Annotated in this window: 6 protein-coding genes; 2 read left to right on the top strand and 4 right to left on the bottom strand. The window is 66.4% G+C overall.

Annotation, left to right across the window (positions count from 1 at the left end):
* Positions 1–37: 37 nt before the first annotated feature.
* Both FRZ61_RS07630 and FRZ61_RS07625 read left to right on the top strand, forming a co-directional pair.
* Positions 38–1,270, top strand: a complete 1,233-nt coding sequence (locus tag FRZ61_RS07630; protein WP_151116259.1) for an efflux RND transporter periplasmic adaptor subunit — start codon at positions 38–40, stop codon at positions 1,268–1,270.
* 60 nt (positions 1,271–1,330) lie between these two features.
* Complete coding sequence (locus FRZ61_RS07625; RefSeq protein ID WP_225309168.1) at positions 1,331–3,454, top strand: ABC transporter permease; 2,124 nt, start codon at positions 1,331–1,333, stop codon at positions 3,452–3,454.
* A gap of 324 nt (positions 3,455–3,778) precedes the next feature.
* On the opposite strand, the gene FRZ61_RS07620 is transcribed toward FRZ61_RS07625, so the two are convergent.
* The 4 genes from FRZ61_RS07620 to FRZ61_RS07605 all read right to left on the bottom strand — a co-directional run bounded on the left by FRZ61_RS07620 (position 3,779) and on the right by FRZ61_RS07605 (position 22,580).
* On the bottom strand, positions 3,779–5,386 hold the full coding sequence (locus FRZ61_RS07620) for a GMC family oxidoreductase (RefSeq protein WP_151116257.1): 1,608 nt from the start codon (positions 5,384–5,386) through the stop codon (positions 3,779–3,781).
* A gap of 127 nt (positions 5,387–5,513) precedes the next feature.
* Positions 5,514–7,064 (bottom strand): leucyl aminopeptidase, encoded by a 1,551-nt coding sequence (locus FRZ61_RS07615; RefSeq protein ID WP_151116255.1) that lies wholly within the window; start codon positions 7,062–7,064, stop codon positions 5,514–5,516.
* A gap of 186 nt (positions 7,065–7,250) precedes the next feature.
* Positions 7,251–14,744 carry a nidogen-like domain-containing protein gene (locus FRZ61_RS07610; RefSeq protein ID WP_151116253.1) on the bottom strand — a complete coding sequence of 2,498 codons (7,494 nt, stop codon included), beginning with the start codon at positions 14,742–14,744 and terminating at the stop codon, positions 7,251–7,253.
* Between the two features lie 375 nt (positions 14,745–15,119).
* Positions 15,120–22,580 carry a calcium-binding protein gene (locus tag FRZ61_RS07605; protein WP_151116251.1) on the bottom strand — a complete coding sequence of 2,487 codons (7,461 nt, stop codon included), beginning with the start codon at positions 22,578–22,580 and terminating at the stop codon, positions 15,120–15,122.
* Between the last annotated feature and the right edge of the window lie 129 nt (positions 22,581–22,709).

Raw genomic sequence — 22,709 nt, 5'->3', positions numbered from 1 at the left:
AATGTTCGTCGGCGCTCTTCCCTCTACAAAAGGCCACATGAACAGGCAGGTGACCGGTGTGGCAGATGAAAAGAGCGTAACCTCGTTCCGCTCCGACGGAGGCACCGGAGAAACGCGGCACCGTCCGTGGCTGAAGGCCGCCGTCCTCCTGGCGTTTCTCCTGGCTACCGTCGGCGCCGGCGCTTTCTGGTGGCGATCGCACAGCGCGCCACCGATCCATTATGTCACCATGCCCGTCACGCGCGGCGAAGTCGCCCGCGCCGTCACCGCCACGGGCACCGTCAATCCCGAGCTCACCGTCATTGTCGGTTCCTATGTTTCCGGCGTGATTCAGCAGCTCTTTTGCGACTACAACACCCAAGTCAAGGCAGGGCAGATCTGCGCGAAGATCGATCCCCGCCCCTACCAGATGACGGTCAATCAGGCCCAGGCCGCCCTCGACGTGGCGAAGGCGCAGCTGGAGAAGGACAAGGCCAATCTCGTCTACGCGAAACTCACCTTGGATCGGACGACAGCGCTGGCGCGACGCGACTTCTCCACCCAGGACGCCGCCGACAGTGCCAAGAACGCCTACGATCAGGCCCAGGCCCAGATCGGCCTCGACCAGGCGACGATCGAGCAGCGGGAGGCCGAGCTCGAGGCCGCCCAGGTCAATCTCGGCTATACCGACATCACCTCGCCCGTGGAGGGCACTGTGGTGTCCCGCAACGTCACGCAGGGGCAGACGGTCGCCGCCAGCTTCCAGACGCCCACGCTGTTCCTGATCGCGACCGACCTCACCAAGATGCAGGTCGACACCAATGTCAGCGAAAGCGACGTCGGCGCGGTCGCGGAAGGCAACAAGGCGACATTCACTGTCGACGCGTTCCCCAGCCGCGTCTTCGAGGGAACCGTCACGCAGCTCAGACAGTCGCCGCAGTCGGTGCAGAATGTCATCACCTTCGATGCGGTGGTGAGCGTCGACAACCGCGACCTGTCGCTGAAGCCGGGGATGACCGCCTCGGCACGGGTCGTGACCGAACGCAGATCCGACGTGCTGCGGGTCCCGAATCAGGCGCTGCGGTACCTGCCCGGCGGGATCGTTCCGGAAGGCGGCACGGCAGCGACGCAGGCGCCGACGGCCGGGAGCGGCCAAGCCCTGCTCTGGGTCTTGCGTGACGGCAGGCCTGCCGCCGTCACGGTCAAGGTCGGGCTCGACGATGACAGCAACACCGAGATCGTCGAGGGCGATCTTCACCCCGGCGACCTGGTGATCGTCGGCGAAGACTAGGCGCAGACGGGGGCATGGGCGGATCGTCGCCTCCCTCTCGACACAGGCACGCGTCACGGCATGACCGACCCCATCCTCGAAACCGATAACATCACCCGCAGCTTCCAGCTCGGTCATGTGGAAGTCCGTGCGCTGCAGGGCGTCAGCCTGCGCATAGACAGGGGCGAGTTCGTCGCCATCATGGGTTCCTCCGGCTCCGGAAAATCGACGCTGATGGCGATCCTCGGCTGCCTCGATCGGCCGAGCAGCGGCCGCTATCGCCTCGAAGGCGTCGACGTGGCCCGTTTGAGCGAGCCCGAACTGGCACGCATCCGCAGCCGGCGCCTGGGCTTCGTGTTCCAGAGCTTCAACCTGCTCCCGCGCACCAGCGCCATCGAGAATGTCTGCCTGCCGCTCTATTACGCGGCCGGGGAGAATCTGCGCCCGTCGGAGCGCATCGAGCGCGCGCGCGAAGCGCTGGCTTACCTGGGCCTCGGCCACCGCGAGCAGAACACGCCGGGCCAGCTTTCCGGCGGCGAGCAGCAGCGCGTGGCCATCGCGCGGGCCCTCATGAACCGCCCGCCGCTTCTTCTCGCCGACGAGCCGACCGGCAATCTGGATACCCGCACCTCTCATGAAATCATGGAGACCCTGGTCGCGCTGAACCGCGAGCAGGGCGTCACCGTCGTCGTCGTCACGCACGAAAGCGACATCGCCGCCTATGCGGATCGCGTTTTGACCATGCGCGACGGCCGCATCGTATCGGACGAGAGGAACGAGAAGCCGCCTCAGACAGCCTCCGTACCCGTCGCCGGCCAGGCCGGTGCGGCGAGAAAGCTTTCGCCCTTCCACCCCCTGGATCGCCGGCCGGGCCAGCCCTCGCCGCGCAGGGCAGCCTGGGCCTTCGGCCTCATGATACTGGCCGCGGCGGCGCAGGCGATCGGACGCAACAAAATGCGCTCGGCTCTGACCATGCTGGGCGTCTTCATCGGGGTTGCCGCCCTGATCGCCATGGTCGCGATCGGCCAGGGAGCGGACCTCGTGGTCCGCAAGCAGATCGAGAGCCTGGGCGCGAATGTCGTGGTCATCCTGCCCGGCGCGCTGACCACGGGCGGCATTCGTGGCGGCTTCGGCAGCGCCAGCACGCTGACCGTCGCCGACGCGCAAGCCATCCAACGCGAGGGCCGCGCCGTCGCGCAGGTCGGCTATCTCATCCGACAGCAGGCGCAGATCCAATATGGCAACCAGAACTGGACCACGAGCATTCAGGGCGTCAGCGATACCTATCCGCCGATCACCAACTGGCGCGTCGCGGCCGGCCGCTGCATCACGGCCGAGGACGAAAGCAAGGCCGCGCTCGTCATCGTCATCGGGCAGACCATCTATCGGCAGCTCTTCGCGGCCGGCGAGAACCCGATCGGCACGATCCTGCAGGTCAAGGGCGTGCCGTTGCGGGTCATCGGCGTCCTGGCGGCGAAGGGGCAGTCGCCCTTCGGCCAGGACCAGGATGACATCGCGATGATTCCCTTCACGACCGCGGAGCGGAAGGTGCTGGGAGTCGCCGTTCCGGGCCGGCAGCAGACGCCCCTCAACTGGGCCTACCTGCCGCCGTCCAATCCCTACAATCTGCCGGCGAAGCTGACCGGCCTCACCAACGTGATTTTCGTTCAGGCGGCGAGCCCCGATCAGGTCCAGACAGCCATCCGCCAGGCGAGCGAGACGCTGGTCCGCCGCCACCGGATCAAGCCCGGGGAAACCAAGGATTTCGATGTGCGGAATCTCAGCCAGTATGTTGAAACGGCCAAAAGCAGCAGCCGCGTCATGGCCCTGCTCCTGGCCGTCGTCGCCTCGATCTCGCTTCTGGTCGGCGGCATCGGGATCATGAACATCCTCCTGGTATCCGTCACCGAGCGCACGCGCGAGATCGGCCTGCGAATGGCGCTCGGTGCGCGGCGGCTTCATGTGCTGCTGCAATTTCTCGCCGAATCGGTTTTCCTAAGCGTCAGCGGCGGTGCGGCCGGCATCCTGGTCGGCTTCGGCTTTGCCCTCGCTCTTCCTCTCGTCTCCGGATGGTCGGCTCCCATCTCCCTGCCTGCGATCGCCGGGGGATTCCTCTTCGCCGCCGCCGTCGGGATCTTCTTTGGCTACTACCCGGCGCGAAAAGCCGCCCGCCTCGATCCCATCGCCGCCCTGCGGTACGAATGACTCTATGGCTGGCAGTGCGGCAAGGGGGTGATGCGCATCGTGTTTGCATGCCTGCAGACATTGCAGCGCAGCCAACGCTCCAGCCCGCTGCCATCCGAAAAAGGGACATCCGTCACGAGGAGGATGCCAATTCCGCAATGCGGGCAAGGCACCGGCGCCGACGGATCTTCCGACAAGGTTCCGGCCGCCGCTATCCACGCACGGACTCTGCGCTCCACATCGGGCGTTCTTGTCACGATCCGGGGCCTGGATCGCCGGAACAGTCGTTGCAGAAGCGCTCTCACGCGAAGCGTCCCTATCGTCTCGCGCTAATGCCGATGGCGATCATTCCGCTGCGATGAACCTCGCCGCCATCTCGCCGATCATGACGGCGGGCGCGTGGGTGTTGCCGGAGACGATCGTGGGCATGATCGAGGCATCCGCCACGCGGATGCCCTCGAGGCCATGGACCTTGAGCTTGGGGTCGACCACCGCCAGCGAGTCGGTGCCCATCTTGGCCGTGCCCACGGGATGGAAGATCGTGGTGCCGATATCGCCCGCCGCCCGCGCCAGATCGGCCGGCGAGGTCACTGCGGCGCCGGGCTTCAGCTCCTCGGGCGCGAAGGCCTGCATCCGCCGGGTTGCCATCAGGCGTCGCGCGGCACCGATCGATTCCACGGCGACCCGGCGGTCCTCGTCCGTCGAGAGATAGTTGGGCGCGATCTCCGGCGGCGCCAGCGGGTCCGCGGAGACGATACGCAGATGGCCTCTGGATTCCGGCCGCAGATTGCAGACCGAGACCGTGATCGCCGGATAGTCGTGCAGCGGCTCGCCGAAGCGGTCGAGGCTCAGCGGCTGCACATGGAACTCGATATTGGGCGTGGCGAAGCGGGCGTCCGAGCGCATGAAGATGCCGAGCTGGCTGGGCGCCATCGACATGGGCCCCTTGCGCCACAGGGCGTATTGCAGCGCGATCTCGGCCTTGCCGGGCCAGCGCGCCTGCCACTCGTTGAGGGTGCGCGCGCCGCTGATGCGGAAGATGGTGCGAAGCTGCAGATGGTCCTGCAGGTTCTCGCCGACGCCGGGCAGATCCTTCAGGACCGCGATGCCGTGGCGCTGCAGCAGGTCAGCAGGCCCGACGCCCGAGAGCTGGAGGAGCTGCGGCGAGCCGATCGATCCCGCGGCCAGGAGCAGCTCCTTGCCGATCGTGACGCGGGCGGGCCGACCGTCCAGGCGCAGCAGCAGCCCCGCCGCGCGCTTCCCGGCGAACTCGATCCGCTCGGCCTGGGCGCGGGTCACGATGCGCAGGTTGGCCCGTCCCCGCGCCGGTTTCAGGAAGGCGCGCGCCGCGTTGAAGCGGAAGCCCGACTTCTGGTTGACCTCGAAATAGGATGATCCTTCGTTGTCGCCGCTGTTGAAATCGTCGGTCTTGGGCACGCCCATCTCGAGCGCCGCCTCGCGCACGGCGTCGAGGATCGGCCAATGAAGGCGCTGGCGCTCGACGCGCATCTCGCCGCCCTGACCGTGGAACGGCGCCCCCCGCTCGTGATGGTCTTCCGACTTGCAGAACAGCGGCAGCACATCGTCCCAGCCCCACCCGGGATTGCCGAGCTGGCGCCAGCGGTCGTAATCCGCCGCCTGCCCCCGCATATAGATCATGCCGTTGATCGAGGAGCAGCCGCCCAGGACCTTGCCGCGCGGATAGGCGAGCGCACGCCCATTCAATCCCGGTTCCTCCCGCGTCCGGAAGCCCCAGTCCGTGCGCGGATTGCCCATGCAATAGAGATAGCCGATGGGGATATGGATCCAGTGATAGTTATCGGAGCCGCCCGCCTCGAGCAACAGGACGCGGTCGCGGCCATTGGCGCTCAGCCGGTTCGCCAGCACACAGCCCGCCGAGCCCGCACCGACGATCACATAGTCCCAGCTTCCGAGATCTTCACGCGCCGTCACGAGATGCCCTGGTTTTGTGCCCTCTCCCGCGCTGCGGGAGAGGGCCAGGGAGAGGGCTGATGAACCGAGCAGCCCCCTCCCTCACCCTCCCCCGCGACGCGGGGGGAGGGGATATCAAGCAACATCCTCATCCCCGCGCGCGTTTCGGCGCCGCGGATTTCGCCACCTGCTCATGCCCCGCTTCCTGTTCGCGGGTGGCGAGGAAGCGGTCGAGGAGGCGCACGCCGAAGCCGGGCGCGCCTGGCCAGTGGCCCTCCTCGTCGCGCTTGCCGAACATGCGGCCGGCGATGTCGAGATGGGCCCAGGGCGTGCCGTCGACGAAATTCTGCAGAAGCTGGGCGCCGTGCGAGGCGTCGGCGAAGGCGTCGTCGGGCGCGCATTGGCGGAAATCGGCGATCTGCGATTTCAAGTTGCGCTCATATTCGGCATCGAGCGGCAGCCGCCAAAGCCGGTCGCCCGTCGCCTGCCCGGCCGCGACCAGCCGCTCCGCGAGCTTGTCGTCATTGGCGAAGATGCCGGAGAAGGCGGAGCCCAAGGCCGCCACCACGGCGTAGGTGAGCGTGGCCAGGTCGACGATCGCACGCGGACGGAACTTCTGCACCGTGAAGGCGAGCGCATCGGAGAGCACGACGCGACCCTCGGCGTCGGTATCGACGATCTCAAGCGTCTTGCCGGAGAAGGTCTTGACCACGTCACCCGGCCGATAGGCGGTGCCCGACGGCATGTTCTCGACCAGCGCCGCCACGCCGATCACCGGCAGCTTGGCGCGCCGCCCGGCCAGGGCCCGCATCAGCCCCACCACGGCGGCGGCCCCCGCCATGTCGGCCTTCATCTCCTCCATGCCGGCGGCCTTCTTGATCGAGATGCCGCCCGTGTCGAAGGTGACGCCCTTGCCGACGAAGGCGAAGGGCCGCCCGGGGCTCCCACGCCATCGCATCAGCAGCAGCCGCGGCTTGTTGGCGCTGCCCGAACCCACGGCCAGCATCGCGTTCATGCCGAGCCGGGCGAGCTTTTTCTCGTCGAAGACGGCAAGCTCGACCCCCAGCGGCGCCAGGGCGGCGCGCGCATGCTCGATGAAGCCGTCGGGCGTGATGACGTTGGAAGGCTCGTTGGCGAGATCGCGGGCAAGCTCGACCCCGGCCGCCACCGGCCCTAGCTTGCGCCACAGCGCCTGGGCGGCCGCGGCAGCCGGGGTCACCACCAGCAGCGTCTGGAGCCGGCCGGGCGGGTCGTCCGGCCTGGTCTTGGTGCGGTAGCGGTCGAAGCGGTAGGAAGCGAGCCGGGCGCCGAGCGCCAGGCGCGTCGCCAGCTCGGGGGCCGAGGTCGCGGCCTGCTCGGGATGATCCAGCACCAGCATGGCCTCGGTCTCGCCCGCCTCGGCCACGGCGCGGGCGAGCGCCGCCCCCGCCGCCTCGGCCCGCTCGCCATCGAGCCGGCGCCGGCGGCCCAGATCCAGCAGCAGCACGCGGCGGCTCTTGAGGCCCCGCGGCGCCGTCAGCTCGACGATCTGCGGCCCGTCCTCGTCGGCCGAGCGGTGGCGCTGGCCCGCCCGGGCGAGGGCCCCTTTGAGGAGCTGGTTGACCCGCCGCGCCGCGGGCAGGAGACCGGCTTCGTCCGAGCGGCAGACGGCAAGAACCGGCAGTTTGGCCGGCAGTTTGTCGAGGAAACGGACGCGCATTGGAGGACCTGGCTGGAGGGCGGCGTTGATGAGGAAGCACCATCATAGCGGCCCCGTCCTTGTTGCGGGAGGGCTGCCAGCCCGAGGCCGCGAGGCCACCGGACCAGCAGGCCGGCTGCTTGCCATGCAGCCGGGCGGCCCCGAATGCAGGGTCCCCGCTCGACCGATCAGACCTTCCCGAGCCTCCTAGCTTGCGACGGTGCTCACCGTGCTTTCAACCGCCACGTAATTGCCCTGGTCGTCGGCATAGATGTTGTAGTTTCCGCTGCCATAGACCGCCTGATCGGCCATCGTCACGTTTGATGCCTGCAGCACAAAGTGGTGGCTGCCGGTCGCATTGAGATTGAGCTGGTCGCCGCTCTCGCCTCGCACCACCAAGTCGATGATGTTGCTGTTCCAACTCTCGCCCGTGGTGCCGTCGAAGTCCAGAACATCCTCGGCGTTGATCGTCACCGCGTTCGCGCTGCTGCTGCGCATGTCGATAATCTCGGTACCGGTGACCTGCTCGTCGAAGGCCGTGAAGTTCACGCTACCGGTGACCTTCAATGCGTCGTGCCCATTGCCACCGTCATAGAAATCGTCTTCGGCACCGAAGAGCAGGATGTCGTTTCCTCCCCCGCCGAAGAGCTGATCTATCCCAACGCTGCTGGTGCCGCCATCGATGCTGTCGTCACCGTTCTGGCCGAAGAGCAAATCGTTTCCGCCGCCGCCGAGGAGCGTGTCGTTGCCTTCGCCACCATCGAGCGTGTCGCCGACTTCATCGCCGCTCAGATAGTCGTCGCCATTCTCGCCGAAAATGCTGTCATTGCTGTTGCCGCCCCAGGCTGTGTCGTTGCCATTTCCGCCGATGATCGAATCGTTCGAGTCGCCGCCAGTGATCGAATCATCGCCATCACCCGCAAAGACCAGGTCCGGACCATCCCCTGCCTGGATCGTGTCGTCGCCATTGTCGCCCAGGATCGTGTTCCGACCGTCGCCCGCCAGGATAGAATCGTCGCCCTCGCCCCCTAGAATCGAGTCGGCATTACCGACACCTGTGCCACCGGAGATCGTGTCGTTGCCGGCGCCGCCGTCTATCGTGTCCAACCCGTTGCCGCCATCGATGCTGTCATCACCGTCCTGACCGAAGATGACGTCGTTGCCGGAACCGCCGAGGAGCGTGTCGTTGCCTTCGCCACCATCGAGCGTGTCGCCGACTTCATCGCCGCTCAGATAGTCGTCGCCATTCTCGCCGAAAATACTGTCATTGCTGTTGCCGCCCCAGGCTGTGTCGTTGCCATTTCCGCCGATGATCGAATCGTTCGAGTCGCCGCCAGTGATCGAATCATCGCCATCGCCCGCAAAGACCAGATCCGGACCATCCCCCGCCCGGATCGTGTCGTCGCCATTGTCGCCCAGGATCGTGTTCCGACCGTCGCCCGCCAGAATAGAATCGTCGCCCTCGCCCCCTAGAATCGAGTCGGCGTTACCGACACCTGCACCGCCGGAGATCGTGTCGTTGCCGGCACCGCCGTCTATCGTGTCTAACCCGTTGCCGCCATCGATGCTGTCGTCTCCGCTCCCGCCGAAGATCAGGTCGGAACCGTCTTCGCCCCGGAGGGTATCGTTACCATTGTCGCCCAGAATCGTGTCCCGGCCGGTGCCGCCAAGGACGTTATCGTCACCCCCGCCGCCCGCGAGGGAATCGGAGAAACTGCCACCGAGGATCTGATCATTGCCGTTCCCGCCATCGATCGTGTCCTGGCCATTGTCGCCATAGAGCGTGTCATCACCATTGTCGCCGCGGATGACGTCGTTACCGCTGCCGCCGACGATGAGATCCTCGTCATCGCCGCCCGCAAGCGTATCCTCCCCATACTCGCCATAGATCACATCGTTGCCGGAGCCGCCGAGGATGCTGTCGCGGCTCTGATCGTCTGAGTCGCCATCGCCCCGCAGATAGTCGTCGCCATCGCCGCCGTCGATCGTGTCGCCGCTTTCGCCGCCTTCGATCGTGTCGTCGCCCTCGTCGCCGAACAGAAGATCCCGATTCTGGAAGCCAAACAGGCGATCGTCGTCGCCGCCGCCATGCAGGGTGTCGGAACCAGTGCCGCCGTCGAGATAGTCGTTGCCGTTACCGCCCAGGAGCGAATCGTTGCCGTCGCGACCATAGACCCAGTCGCCGTCATTGCCGCCATCGACCGTGTCGTCGCCGGATTCGCCGTCGACGAGGTCCTGGCCGTTGCCGCCCCCGACATAATCGTCGCCATTGCCGCCATAGGCCAAATCGTTGTTGTCGCCGCCGTCGATGCTGTCGTCGCCCCACTGGCCATAGATCACGTCGTTGCCGGAGCCGCCGTCGATGCTGTCGTCCGCCAGAATGGTCTCGCCGTTGATGTGGTCATCCGGATGCCGGGAATCGCCATAGATCGTATCCCGGCCCGCACCGCCGCGGATCGTGTCGCGGATGTCGATGTAGTCGGGCTGCGGTTCGCCCGAGACCCCGCCGTCGCCAACGATGGAATCGTTGCCGTCGCCGCCGAGCAGACTGTCGCGCGCATCGATCGTGTCGGCGCCATAGCCGCCGTTGATCCCGTCGCCGATGATGGTGTCCCGGCCGTTGCCGCCGAGAATCGTGTCCCGATCGTCGATCAGATCCGACCCGTCGTTCCTCTCGATCGGAGTGATGCTACTGCCATAGAGCAGATCATTGCCGTCGCCGCCGTCGATCCAGTCCCGGTCGGTGATCACATCGTTGCCGGAACCGCCATGGATCGAGCTGCCATAGATGGTGTCGGCATCGATGTCGCCGAAGATCGTGTCGTTGCCGGTGATGATGTCGTTGCCGCTGCCGCCCGTGATCGAATCACCGAGGATCCAATCGCGGCCATCCGCGACGATACTGTCGCTGTCCTCGATCGTGTCGTCGCCGGCGCCGCCGCTGATGACGCCGCCGGTGATGACGTCGCTGCCGAGCCCGCCCAGGATCGTGTCGCCCGCCCGGATCAGGTCGTCGCCATCGTTGCCGCCGATCACATCGCCGACGAGCACGTCGTTGCCGGAGCCGCCCTGGATGAAGTCCCTGTCGTCGATGATGTCGTCGCCATTGCCGCCGGAAATGTCGCTGCCGATGATGGAATCATCGCCGTCGTCGCCCGACAACCTGTCGCTGTCATCGATCACATCATTGCCGGAGCCGGCCATCATGTCAGAGCTGCCGAGGATGGTGTCCCGGTCCGAGCCGCCGAAGACGGTGTCCTGGGCGAAGATCGAATCGTCTCCCTTCCCGCCCCACAGCAAATACTCGCCGTCGATCCGGTCGCGGCCGTCGCCGCCGACGATGCTGTCCCGGTCGACGATCGTGTCGTCGCCGGCGCCACCGTCGCCATAGGCGATGCCGCGGATCGTGTCGCGGTCGTCGCCACCCAGGAGGGTGTCGTTGTCCGTGATCTGGTCGTCGCCGCCGCCGCCGGTAATGGAATCGCTGCCGGACAGGGAATCGTTGCCTTCGCCGCCCGACATCCAGTCATTGTCGGCAATCGTGTCGTTGCCGTTCTCGCCGCGCAGATCCTCGCTGCCCTCGAGCGTGTCGTTGCCGTCGCCGCCCGACACCGTGTCGTTGCCGCCGATGCTGTCGTCGCCCTCGCCGCCGAAGATGCGATCGCCGATGACATGGTCGGTACCCTTCCCGCCGGCGATGGAATCGTCGTCCCTGATCGTGTCGTCGCCGTTATAGCCGGTGAAGCGCCCGCCCAGGATGCTGTCATTGTCGTCGCCGCCGTCGATCGTGTCGCCGCCGTCGATGCTGTCGTTCCCTTCGCCGCCCTCGGTCGAATCGCCGAAGATGGAATCGTCGCCTTCGCCGCCCCAGATCGAATCGTGGTCGGCGATGGTGTCGTTGCCGCTGCCGCCGCGGATGGCGCCGCCCAGGATGGTGTCGCGGCCGTTGTCGCCCGTGATGTCGTCGCCCCCGACGATGGAATCGTCGCCGTCGCCGCCGACCAGGTCGTCGCCCAGGATCGTGTCGTTGCCGGTGCCGCCGCTGATATGGTCGCGATCGAAGATCGTATCGTCGCCGCTGTTCCCGTCGGTATTGCGGCTGCCGCGGATCGTGTCATGGCCGCTGCCGCCTTCGATCGTGTCGTCCTCGGTGATGACATCGTCGCCGTTCTGCCCGACGATCGAATCGCTGCCGTAGAGGCGGTCGTTGCCGTCGCCGCCGCTCAGCGAATCGTTGTCGGTGATCCTGTCGTTGCCATTGCCGCCGGCGATCCGGACGCTGCCGCGGACGTCGTCATTGCCGTCGCCGGCCACGATCGTGTCGTTCGCGGCGATCGTGTCGTCGCCATTGTCGCCGTCGATCCAGTCGCCCCAGAGGCGGTCCTCGCCATCCTCGCCGAAGATGCTGTCGTCGTCGGAGACGCTGTCGCTCCCGTTCCCGCCCAGGATCCGGCCGCCGATGACAGTGTCATCGCCCTCGCCGCCGCCAAGCGTATCGCCGCCGGAAACGATGTCGTTGCCATTGTCCCCGAAGATCGAATCGCCATAGAGGCTGTCGTCGCCGTCGTCGCCGGTGACGGAGTCCTGGTCCGAGATCCGATCGTTGCCGGCGCCGCCCGCGATGAAGGAAGCGGTGATCCTGTCCTCGCCGGTTTCGCCATGGACCGTATCGGCACCGTCGATGCTGTCGTCCCCCGCCTCGCCATAGATCACGTCGCCCACGATGCGGTCGTCGTCGGAACCGCCTTCGACGGTGTCGTGATCCTCGATCGTGTCGTCACCGTCGCCGCTATAGATCCAGGAGCCGTAAATGGTGTCGTTGTCGTCGCCGCCGCCGATCCGATCGTTGCCGCCGATCCGATCGTTGCCGCTGCCGCCGGTGACAAAGCTGCCGAGGATCGAGTCCGCGCCCTCGCTGCCGTCGATCGTGTCATGGCCCACGATGGAATCGTCGCCATTCCCGCCTTGCGCATAGGCACCGACGACGACATCGTTTCCATCCCCGCCGAAGATGGAATCGTCGCCTCCGAGCGTGTCCGCGCCGTCATTGCCGAAGATCGATTCGCCGTAGATGGTGTCGTCGCCGTCGCCACCGTCGATCCGGTCGTCACTCTGGATCCGGTCGTTGCCGCTGCCGCCGGCGGCATGGCTGCCGAGGATCCAATCCGCGCCCTCGCCGCCGTCGATCGTGTCGTGGCCGACGATGGAATCGTCGCCGTTCCCGCCCAGCGCGTAGGCGCCGCCGATGACGTCGTTGCCGTCCCCGCCGAAGAGGGAATCGTCGCCCCCGAGCGTGTCGTCGCCGTCATTGCCGGAGACCGAATCCCCATAGATCGTATCGTTGCCGTCGCCGCCGTCGATCCGGTCGTCGCTCAGGATCCGATCGTTGCCGCTGCCGCCGACGGCATGGCTGCCGAGGATCGAATCTGCGCCCTCGCCGCCGTCGATCGTGTCGTGTCCGAAGATGGAATCGTCGTCGTTCCCACCCAGCGCATAGGCGCCCGCGATGATGTCGTTTCCGTCCCCGCCGAAGATGGAATCGTCGCCCCCGAGCGTGTCCGCGCCGCCCTTGCCGAAAATCGATTCACCATAGATCGTGTCGTCACCGTCGCCGCCGTCGATCGTGTCATTGCCACCGAGGGCGTCGTTGCCCGCCCCGCCGGCGACACGATCGCCGGTGATCAGGTCGCTCCCGTTGGCCCCGCCGATCTCGTCGTCGCCGTTCTCTCCATGGATGGTGTCGTCGCCATTGCTGCCATCGATACGGTCGTTGCCGGCTCCGCCGAGGATCGAATCGTCGCCGTCGCCGCCGTCGATCGTGTCGTTCCCCGTGCCGCCCCGGATCGTGTCGTTGCCGACGCCGCCCTGGATCGTGTCGTTGCCTTCGTCGCCGAAGAGGGAATCGTGGCCCCACACGCCGAGGATGCTGTCATTGCCCTCGTTGCCGTGAATCGTGTCGTTCGAGCTGCCGGGCGGGCCGTCGACCACCACGCCGCCCACCACGTTGAATACCCAGTTGCCGTCCTGCACCGTGCCCGGGTTGCTGGTGTGCTCCAGATCCAGGATCGCCGCCTGGTTGCCCGACTGCGGCAGCTCGTAGAAGGTCCCGTTGCCCGAGTTCCAACCCGCCCGCGCGATGGTGCCGCCGAGACCCTCGCTATTGCCGCCGCTGGCCGTGCCCGTTGTCCAATCGACATACTCGTAGCGGAACTCGAAGGCGAAGTCGGTGTCGCTGGTGCGCTCGATGATCAGCTGGAACGCGTTCAGATGCTGGGTGTAGCCGTTGAAATAGCCCACATCGTCCCAGGTGATGGTGATCCGGCCCGTCGCAGGATCGAGGTCCCAATAGACCCGGTTGGCACCCGTCGAGGTTCCGCCCGGCGTCGGCGGCAGGCCCGTGCCCCCGCGCGTGTCCACGTCGGCGAAGAAGGGCGCGATGATCGGGTTGCCCGTGGGAAGGGTCAGGTTGAAGGGCGTGAAGGTACCCAGCGGCGAAGTGAAGGTGATGTTGCCGTTGTTGTTGATGTAGAACCCGTTATAGACCGTCCCGAAGAAGTTCATCCCGCCCGGAAAGACCGAGGTCACGTCGATGAATCCGGTCGAGCCGTCGTCGTTCGGGGACAGCACGTTCTCGCCGAAGCCGGCGGCACCGCCCAGGCCGTTGATCAGCGCGTTGCCGCCCTGGCCGAGCGTGCTGGGAGCGTCCAGGGCCTGGACGGTGTCGTCGCCTTCCTCCTCGTCGACGCCCGGGCCCGACAGGTTGTCGCCGACCAGCGTGTCGCCGCCCTGCCCGCCGGCGATCGAATCGTCGCCGTCGCCGCCTTGGGCCGAATCCTCGCCGTCGCCACCCAGCAGCGTGTCGTCGCCGGTCCCTCCGTCGATCGTGTCGTTGCCGTTGTTGCCTTCCAGCGAATCCCGGGCGCTGCCGCCCTCGAGCGAATCGTTGCCGGCGCCGCCATGGACGATGTCCTGGAGACCGCGGCCATGAATGGTGTCGTCGCCGGCATCGCCGAAGAACCCGTGGTTCGGGTCGTAGAGGATCTCGTCGGCCTCGGTCTCGTTCGAGGGCAGCCAGACCTCGTCGTCGCTCTCCTTGGCGAAATAGAAGCAGTGCTCGGCATAGACGACGCCGACGGCACCCGTGACGCTGTCGAAATCGACGCTGTCCGGATTGGGCGTGAAGAGGCAGAGCAGCCCGTCTTTCTTGTCCTCGGGGGCCGTGAGGGGCTCCGGCGCGCCATAAAGCAGCGAGCTCGCGCCGATCGGGCCGTTGTCGAACAGGCCGTCGAGCAGACCCGCCAGGCCGAACGGCGTGAGGAAGTGGCCGGTATTGGCGGTGCCCGTGCCGGCCTGTGCGCCGCCGGCCGCCGTCGGCAGCTCATCGACGTCACCGCCCAGCGCCAGCAGGAACTCGTCCATGGTCATGCCGGTCAGGAGGACGACGCCGCCGTCGGGAGTGACGATCTGCACACCGTCGGCGGTCGCGGTGACCTGCGATTTGTCGATGTCGAAATCGAGCTTGAGCTGTTCGTCGGCCGCGAGCTGGACCTCGACCTTCTCGCCGGCCGCGGGCTCTTTCACCTCGACAAGCTTCGCCTCGGCGAGCTGCGTTTCACCGAGAGCGACCGCCGGGCGGGGTGACGGGCCATCCACCTTTGCCGCAGGCATGTGGGGGGTGGGCATGGCAGAATCGGCGGCCATTTTCGGTTCCCTTTCAAAGCACTGAGAGGGGTCCCAGCCGGCCGCCAACCGGGGCGGAGCCCAAGACCGTGTTCCCAGGAAAGATTACCGAAGATTTAATGCGAATCGGAGATGTAATCGGCTGCTGACCTACATATCCCGTTGTAGGAACGGGTCAAAACTTCTCTCGCCAGCCGGCTGCCTTGATGAAAGGGCAGGTTACCTGACCATTCCAGAGCGACCGGCGGAGCGACGGCGTGCCGTTCCCGCTCTCATGGCGATCCCCGTCGCTCGGGCCTCCCCCCAGCCGGGGGCTCTCCCGGGTCGGGCCAAAAGGCAAGCGGACGCCCCGGACGGGGCGCCCGCTTGCCGGTCAGTCAGCCGCCGCCAAGCCGATCAGTTCGCGACCGTGGTCACCTCTTGCGCGATCGCCACGTAGTTACCCTGGTCGTCGGCATAGACGTTGAAGGTGCCGCTGCCATAGGCGCCCGTGTCGGTCATGTTCATGGTGCCCTGGAACGTGAAGTGGTGGCTGCCCGTCGCATTGAGATTGAGCGTATCCCCGCTCTCGCCCTGCACGATCAGGTCGATCGCATTGCTGTTGAAGCTCTCGCCGGTGCTGCCGCCGTTGGTGAAATCGAGCACATCCTCGGCGTTGATCGTGACCGTGGTGGCGCCGGCGGTGCGCATATCCAGCATCTCGATGCTGCCGGCGTTCTGGTTGAAGGTGGTGAAGTTCTCGGTGCCTCCCACCCTCAACGCGTCGTGACCGTTGCCGCCGTCATAGCTGGCGTCGTGGTGGCCGAAGACCAGCAGGTCGTTACCGTCGTCGCCGAACAGCTGATCGTTCGAGCTGGAGGCTCCGCCCAACGTATCGTCCCCGTTGCCGCCATGCAGCGTGTCGTTGCCGCTGCCGCCGTCGAGGCTGTCGTTGCCATTGCCGCCATTGAGCTGGTCGTTCCCGTCCTGACCCCGCAGCACGTCGTCGCCGTCGTCGCCATCCAGGGTGTCGGAACCGTTGCCGCCGTTCAGGCTGTCATTGCCCCCCTGGCCGGAGAACCAGTTGGCCTGGCTGCCGCTGGTGCTGCCGTTGACGGTGTCGTTGCCTTGGGTGCCGATGACGCCCTCGATGCTGTATAGGGTGGCGTCATCGCCGCTGCCCGGCAGCAGCGCCGTTCCGTTGCCCGAGCTGTCGAGCGCGAGTCCCAGGAAATGGGGCAGGTCGAGGCCCGAGAAATCGACCACGTCGAATCCGCTGCCGCCGGCCATCGTGTCGGCGTTGTCGCTGAACTCGCCGGAGGCCACCAGGGTGTCGTCGCCGCCGCCGCCGTCGAGGCTGTCGGTGCCGGCGCCCCCATAGAGCCTGTCGTTATTGTCGCCGCCAAAGAGCGTGTCGTTCCCGGCGCCGCCATAGAGCGTATCGCGGCCGTTGCCGCCATAGAGCCAGTCCTGATCGATGCCGCCGTCGAGGCTGTCATTGCCGTCGCCGCCATACATCGTATCGTCGCCTTCGTCGCCGAAGTAGGTGTCGTTGCCGTCGTCGTTCTTGCCTTCGAAGAAGTAGTCGTTGCCGGCACCGCCATGGCCAAAATCGTTGCCGTCGCCGCCATAGAGCGAGTCGTTCCCGGTGCCGGCATCGAGGGTGTCGTTGCCTTCGCCGCCATAGAGCCGGTCGTCGTCGATATCGCCCACCAGGCTGTCGTTGCCGGTATTGCCGAAGAGCGTGTCGTTGCCGTCGGCTCCGCCGTCGCCGATCACTGTGTCGTCGCCGCCGCCGCCATCCAGCGAGTCGGCCCCGTTGCCGCCCAGGATCACGTTGTTGAGGCTGTCGCCGGTGATCGTGTCATCGTAGTTCGAGCCCGTGACGTTCTCGAAGTTGCTGACCGTATCGCCCGCCGCATCGCCCAGCGTGCCCAGGGTGGTGCCGAGGTTGACGACGATGCTGCTGCCCGCATGGGCATAGGTCAGCGTGTCGTCGCCCGCATTGCCGCCGTCGAGACGGTCCGCACCCGCACCGCCCTCGATCTTGTCGTCGCCCTGGTCGCCGGTGATGTTGTCGTTGCCATTGCCGCCGAAGATGGAGTCGTTACCGGCGTCGCCCGAGATATGGTCGTTGCCGTTGCCGCCGTCGATCGTATCGGCCTGGTCGTCGCCTTCGATGGTGTCGTCGCCCTCGCCGCCATAGATCAGGTCGCTGCCTTCGTTGCCGGCCAGGATGTCGTTGCCGTTGCCGCCATCGATCGTGTCGGAACCGGCGCCGCCCAGGATCGAGTCGCCGCCGTCATCGCCGTAGAGCTGGTCGTTGCCGTTGTTGCCGAAGATCGTGTCCCGGTCCCCGCCGCCATGGACGGTGTCGTTGCCCTCGTCGCCATAGAGCGAGTCGTTGCCATTGCCGCCGTCGATGCTGTCATTGCCGTTCTGGGCCAGGCCGTCATCGCCGTGGATGGTGTCGTCGCCGTTGCCGCCATAGAGCGTGTCGTGGCCGTTATTGCCGAGGATCGTGTCCTGGCCGTCGCCGCCATCGACGCTGTCGTTGCCGTTGCCGCCGAAGATCGTGTCCTGGTCGACATTGCCGTAGATGGTGTCGTTGCCGTTCTCGCCGAACAGCAGGTCGTCGCCATCCACCAGGTTGGCATCGCCGTCGATGGAGTCGTCGCCTTCGCCGCCATAAACCGTATCGGCGCCGGCGCCGCCGAAGAGCGTGTCGTTGCCGTTCTCGCCCAGGACGCTGTCGTTGTCGGCACCCCCGCTCGCATAATCGTCGCCTTCACCGCCATAGACGGTGTCGGCGCCGTAGTTGCCTTCGATGGTGTCGTTGCCGGCCTCGCCCATCAGCGAATCGTCGCCGAAGCCGCCATCGATCTTGTCGTTGCCGTTGCCGCCGAAGACCGTGTCCTGGTCGTTGCCGCCGCGGATGGTGTCGTTGCCCTCGCCGCCGAAGAGGGAGTCATCGCCACCTTCACCGAAGATGGAGTCATTGCCGGCTTCGCCCCGGACGGTATCGTTGCCGTTCCCGCCCGCCATCCAGTCGTTGCCGTTGCCGCCGAGGAGCGAATCCTCGCCGTCCCAGCCATAGATCGTGTCGTCGCCGTTCTCGCCGAAGACGGTGTCGTTGCCGTTGTCGCCCGAGATGTAGTCCTCGCCGTTGCCGCCATAGACGGAGTCGTTGCCGTTGCCGCCATAGAGGCTGTCATTGTCCTCGCCGCCGCGGATCGTGTCGTCGCCGGCGCCGCCTTCGATGAAGTCCTCACCCTCCTCGCCCAGCAGGCTGTCCTCCGCCAGGACCGTCTCGCCCTGCAGGTAGGCATCGCTGAAGCCGTCGCCATAGATGGAGTCGTCGCCCTGGCCGCCCAGGATGGTGTCGCGGGCGTCGACATAGTCGCCGCCTTCGCCGCCGGAGATGCTGCCGTCGCCGAAGATGGTGTCGTTGCCGTTGCCGCCGAGGATCGAATCGCGGGCGTCGATGGTGTCGTCGCCCTCATCGCCGAAGATCGAATCGCCGACGATGCTGTCGTGGCCGTCCTCGCCGTAGATCGTGTCCCGGTTGGAGATGCTGTCATTGCCGTTGTCGCCGTGGATATAGCCGCCCAGCACGGTGTCCTGATCGATGCCGGCACGGACGATGTCGTTGCCCGTGAGCGTGTCGTTGCCGTCGCCGCCGTAGAGCCGGTCGCCGACGATCCGATCGTCGCCGTCGGCGGTGATGTCGTCATTATCGGTGATGGCGTCGTTGCCGGCATTGCCCAGGATCACGCCGCCGACGAGCACATCGCTGCCGCCATTGCCGTTGATCGTGTCGGAGCCGTCGATCGTGTCGTCGCCGTCCTCGCCCAGGATGGAGTCGCCGAGGACGCTGTCGTCGCCCTCGCCGCCGAGGATCGTGTCGTGATCGAGGATCGCGTCGTTGCCGTTGCCGCCCAGGATCAGGCTGCCGACGATCGTGTCGTTGCCATCGTCGCCGGTGATCGAATCGCCGCCGTCGATGCTGTCGTCGTCGTCTCCGCTGAAGATCCGGTCGCCGAGGATCGAATCGTTGCCGTTGCCGCCGCTGATCTGATCGCGATCGGTGATCGTGTCCTCGCCCGCATTGCCGACGATCGCGCGGGAACCGAAGCCGATGACATCGTCGCCGTTGTCGCCGAAGATCGTGTCGTCGCCGATGATGGTGTCGTTGCCGGCCTCGCCGGCGATGGAGTCGCCGAGGATCGTGTCGTCACCGGTTCCGCCATGGATCAGGTCGCGGTCGATCAACGTATCGTCGCCGACGCCGCCGACGACGCTGTCGCTGCCGATGATGAAGTCGGAATCGGCACCGCCGTCGATCGTGTCGTCGTCGGTGAGCAGGTCGTTGCCATTGCCGCCGAAGATGCCCGAGCTGCCGGTGAGGGTGTCGTTGCCGTCGCCGCCGAAGACCAGGTCGTTGTCGGTGAGGGTGTCGTCGCCGTTATGGCCGCCATAGATGCCGCCGCGCACGATGTCGTCGCCGGCACCGCCGAAGAGCGTGTCGCCGCCGTCGGCCCAATCGTCGCCGTCGCCAGACATGATCGAATCGCCCACGATCCGATCGTTGCCATCGCCGCCCGTGATGCTGTCGCGATCGGTGACGATGTCGTCGCCGTTCTGGCCGAAGATGCGGCTGCCATAGATCGTATCGTTGCCGTTGTCGCCCGAGACCGTGTCGGCGCCGTCGATGCTGTCGTTCCCGTTCTCGCCGTCGATCCTGTCGGCGACGATGCTGTCGTTGCCGTCGCCGCCGGCGATGCCGTCACGATCGACGATCGTGTCGTTGCCGTTCTCGCCATGAATGGCCGAGCCGAGGATCGTGTCGTTGCCGTTGCCGCCGGTGATCGTGTCGCCGGACTGGATGCCGTCGTCGCCTTCGCCGCCAAGGATCGACTCGCCGAGGATCGTGTCGTCGCCCTCGCCGCCCTCGATGAGGTCGAAATCGGTGATCAGGTCCGCGCCGTTCTCGCCGTAGAGCAGGCCGCCGACGATCTTGTCGCTGCCGTTGTCGCCGAAGATCGTGTCGTTGGTGAGAATCGTGTCGTTCCCGTCGCCGCCGAGGATCTTGTCGGCGACGATGGTGTCGTCGCCGTTGTCGCCATGGACGAGATTCTGGCCGCTGATGCTGTCCGCGCCGTCGTTCCCGAAGATCTTGTCGCCGACGATGGTGTCCTCGCCGTCGCCGCCCGAGATCGTATCGAAAGCGTGGATCGTGTCGTCGCCGTTGTTGCCGAGGATCGCGCCGCCCAGGATCTTGTCGTTGCCGTTCTGGCCATAGATGGCGTCTTCGGAGAGGATGCTGTCGTCGCCGTTGCCGCCCCCGATGATGTCGCCGACGATCGTGTCGTCGCCGGTGCCGCCGGTGACGTAGTCCCCCGACTCGATGATGTCGTCGCCGTTGCCGCCCCCGATCTCGCCGGCGATCAGCTTGTCGTTGCCGTTGCCGCCATGGAGCTCGTCGTGGCTGACGATGCTGTCGTCGCCATTGCCGCCGAAGGTGATGCTGCCGACAACGGTGTCCTCGCCTTCGTCGGCCTGGAAATAGCCGTCATGGTGGAGCGTGTCGTCGCCGTCATCGCCGATGGTCTTGTCGCCGACGATCACGTCGTTGCCGGAGCCGCCATAGACGCTGTCATGGCCGAAGATCGAATCGTCGTCGGCATCGCCCTCGATCTTGCCGGCGAACAGCTTGTCCTCGCCGTCATTGCCGGTGATGAAGTCGGAGCTCTCGACGGTGTCGGCACCGTTGCCGCCGGCGATGATCGAGCCGATGACGACGTCGTTGCCGTTATCGCCCTGGAGGTAGTTGTCGCTGACGATGCTGTCGTCGCCCGCCTGGCCCATGATCTTGTCGCCGACCACGGTATCGTCGCCCTCGCCGCCGCTGCCGAAAGCGTCATGGTCGATCGTGTCGTCGCCGTCGGCGCCGCCCTTGCCGGAGAAGGGGTCGCCGCCGAAGACCTTGTCGCCCATCAGCATGTCGTTGCCGGCGCCGCCATACATCGTCTCTTCGCCGAAGATGGAATCGTCGCCCTGGCCGCCCGCGATGAAGCCGCCGAACAGCAGGTCCTTGCCGTTGTTGCCGAGCAGCTCGTCGCCGTCCTGGATCGTGTCGTCACCGGCGCCGCCGGTGACGGAATCGGCGAGGATCGTGTCGTCGCCGTTGCCGCCATAAAGGTAATCGCCGGAGACCAGGCTGTCGTCGCCGCCGCCGAGCTCCTCGTTGGCGCCGAGGATCTTGTCGTTGCCCTCCTCGCCCCAGATCTCGTCCTCGCTGACGACGGTGTCGTCGCCGCCCTTGCCGAAGATCTTGTCGCCGATCAGCGTGTCGTTGCCCGCGCCGCCGCGGATGGTGTCGCTGCTCGAGGCCTCGCTGTCGGCGGGCCCGGTGACCATGTAGCCGCCGATGACGGAATCGTTGCCGTCGCCGCCCAGGATCGAATCGTCGCCATGGAGCGTGTCGCTGCCGCCCTCGCCGCCCCAGAGCGTGTCGCCGTAGATGGTGTCGTTGCCGTCATTGCCCTCGATCGTGTCGTCGCCGCCGAGGCTGTCGTTGCCGGGGGTGCCGCTGGTCTTGTCGCCGAAGATCAGGTCGTTGCCGTCATTGCCCTGGATGGTGTCGTTGTCTTCGCCGCCGTCGATCGTGTCGTTGCCGTTGTAGCCGTAGATGGTGTCGTTGCCGTTGCCGCCCTCGACCGTGTCGTCGCCGTAGCCGGCCCAGACGTAATCGTTGCCGTTGCCGCCCTGGATGGTGTCGTTGCCGTCGCCGCCGTCGATATAGTCGTTGCCATCGCCGCCGAGGATCGAATCGTCGCCGTCCTCGCCATAGATTTCGTCGTTGCCGTCGCCGCCATCGATGGTGTCGTCGCCGTTCTCGCCGTAGATCTTGTCTTCGCCGTTATTGCCCTGGATCGTGTCGTTGCCGATCCCACCATAGATCTTGTCGTTCCCCTCGCCGCCCTGGATCGAATCCTCGCCGTTGTCGCCCCAGAGCTTGTCGTCGCCATTGTCGCCGAAGATCGAATCGTCGGCGTTGCCGCCGAAGATCGAATCACCGCCGTTGCCGCCATGGACGATGTCCTCGAGGTTGCGGCCGTGGATGGTGTCGTCGCCGTCATCGCCGAAGAAGCCGTGCTTCGGGTCGTAGAGGACTTCGTTGGCCTCGGTCTCGTTCGAGGGCAGCCAGACCTCGTCGTCGCTCTCCTGGGCGAAATAGAAGCAGTCCTCGTCATAGACGACGCCGACGGCGCCGGTGACGCTGTCGAAATCGACGCTGTCCGGATTGGGGGTGAAGAGGCAGATCAGCCCGTCGCGATCGAGCTTGTCGTCGGGCCCCGTGAGCGGTTCCGGCACGCCGTAGAGCAGCGAGGTCGGGCCGATCGGGCCCTCGTCACCCAGGCCGGCCAGCAAACCCGCCAGGCCGAAGGGGGTGAGGAAATGGCCGGTATTGGCGGCGCCGGTGCCGGCTTGCGCGCCGCCGGCCGCCGTCGGCAGCTCGATATCGCCGCCCAGCGCCAGCAGGAACTCGTCCATGGTCATGCCGACCAGGAGCACGACACCGCCATCGGGGGTGACGATCTCGACGCCCTCGGCCGTCTGGGTGACCTGCGACTTCTCGATGTCGAAATCGAGCTTGAGCTGGTCCCCGGCCGCGAGCTGGACCTCGACCTTCTCGTCGGCCGCGGGCTCCTTGACTTCCACCACCTTGGCCGCCGCGAGCTGCACCGCCGCCTCGGGGCTGGCAGGGCTCGCCGGCACGGGCACCGAGGCCGTCTGGGCCGTGCGTTCCGTAACCGGGGAGGAAACGGTCTGCTCGGCGGCAGCGGTCATCGGAGTGGTGGAGTCAGTCGCCATGGGAAGCCCCCGTTGTTGCGATGCGGCACCCCTCATGGGCACCGCCAGGCGGGGCTCGAATCCGAACCCTCGCGGCGGGGGAACATTACTTATCTGTTAACTTCAGCCTCAACGGAAGATTGACCTATT

It is taken from the genome of Hypericibacter adhaerens (genome assembly GCF_008728835.1).
Classification (GTDB): domain Bacteria; phylum Pseudomonadota; class Alphaproteobacteria; order Dongiales; family Dongiaceae; genus Hypericibacter; species Hypericibacter adhaerens.
The sequence above is the reverse complement of the archived record's forward strand: the minus strand, read 5'-3'. Positions and strand labels throughout refer to the sequence as shown.

Excerpts from the sequence above, each read along its gene's own strand:
- FRZ61_RS07630 (WP_151116259.1), top strand. The coding sequence starts at position 38 with ATGAACAGGCAGGTGACCGGTGTGGCAGATGAAAAGAGCGTAACCTCG.
- FRZ61_RS07625 (WP_225309168.1), top strand. The coding sequence starts at position 1,331 with ATGACCGACCCCATCCTCGAAACCGATAACATCACCCGCAGCTTCCAG.
- FRZ61_RS07615 (WP_151116255.1), bottom strand. The coding sequence starts at position 7,064 with ATGCGCGTCCGTTTCCTCGACAAACTGCCGGCCAAACTGCCGGTTCTT.
- FRZ61_RS07610 (WP_151116253.1), bottom strand. The coding sequence starts at position 14,744 with ATGGCCGCCGATTCTGCCATGCCCACCCCCCACATGCCTGCGGCAAAG.
- FRZ61_RS07605 (WP_151116251.1), bottom strand. The coding sequence starts at position 22,580 with ATGGCGACTGACTCCACCACTCCGATGACCGCTGCCGCCGAGCAGACC.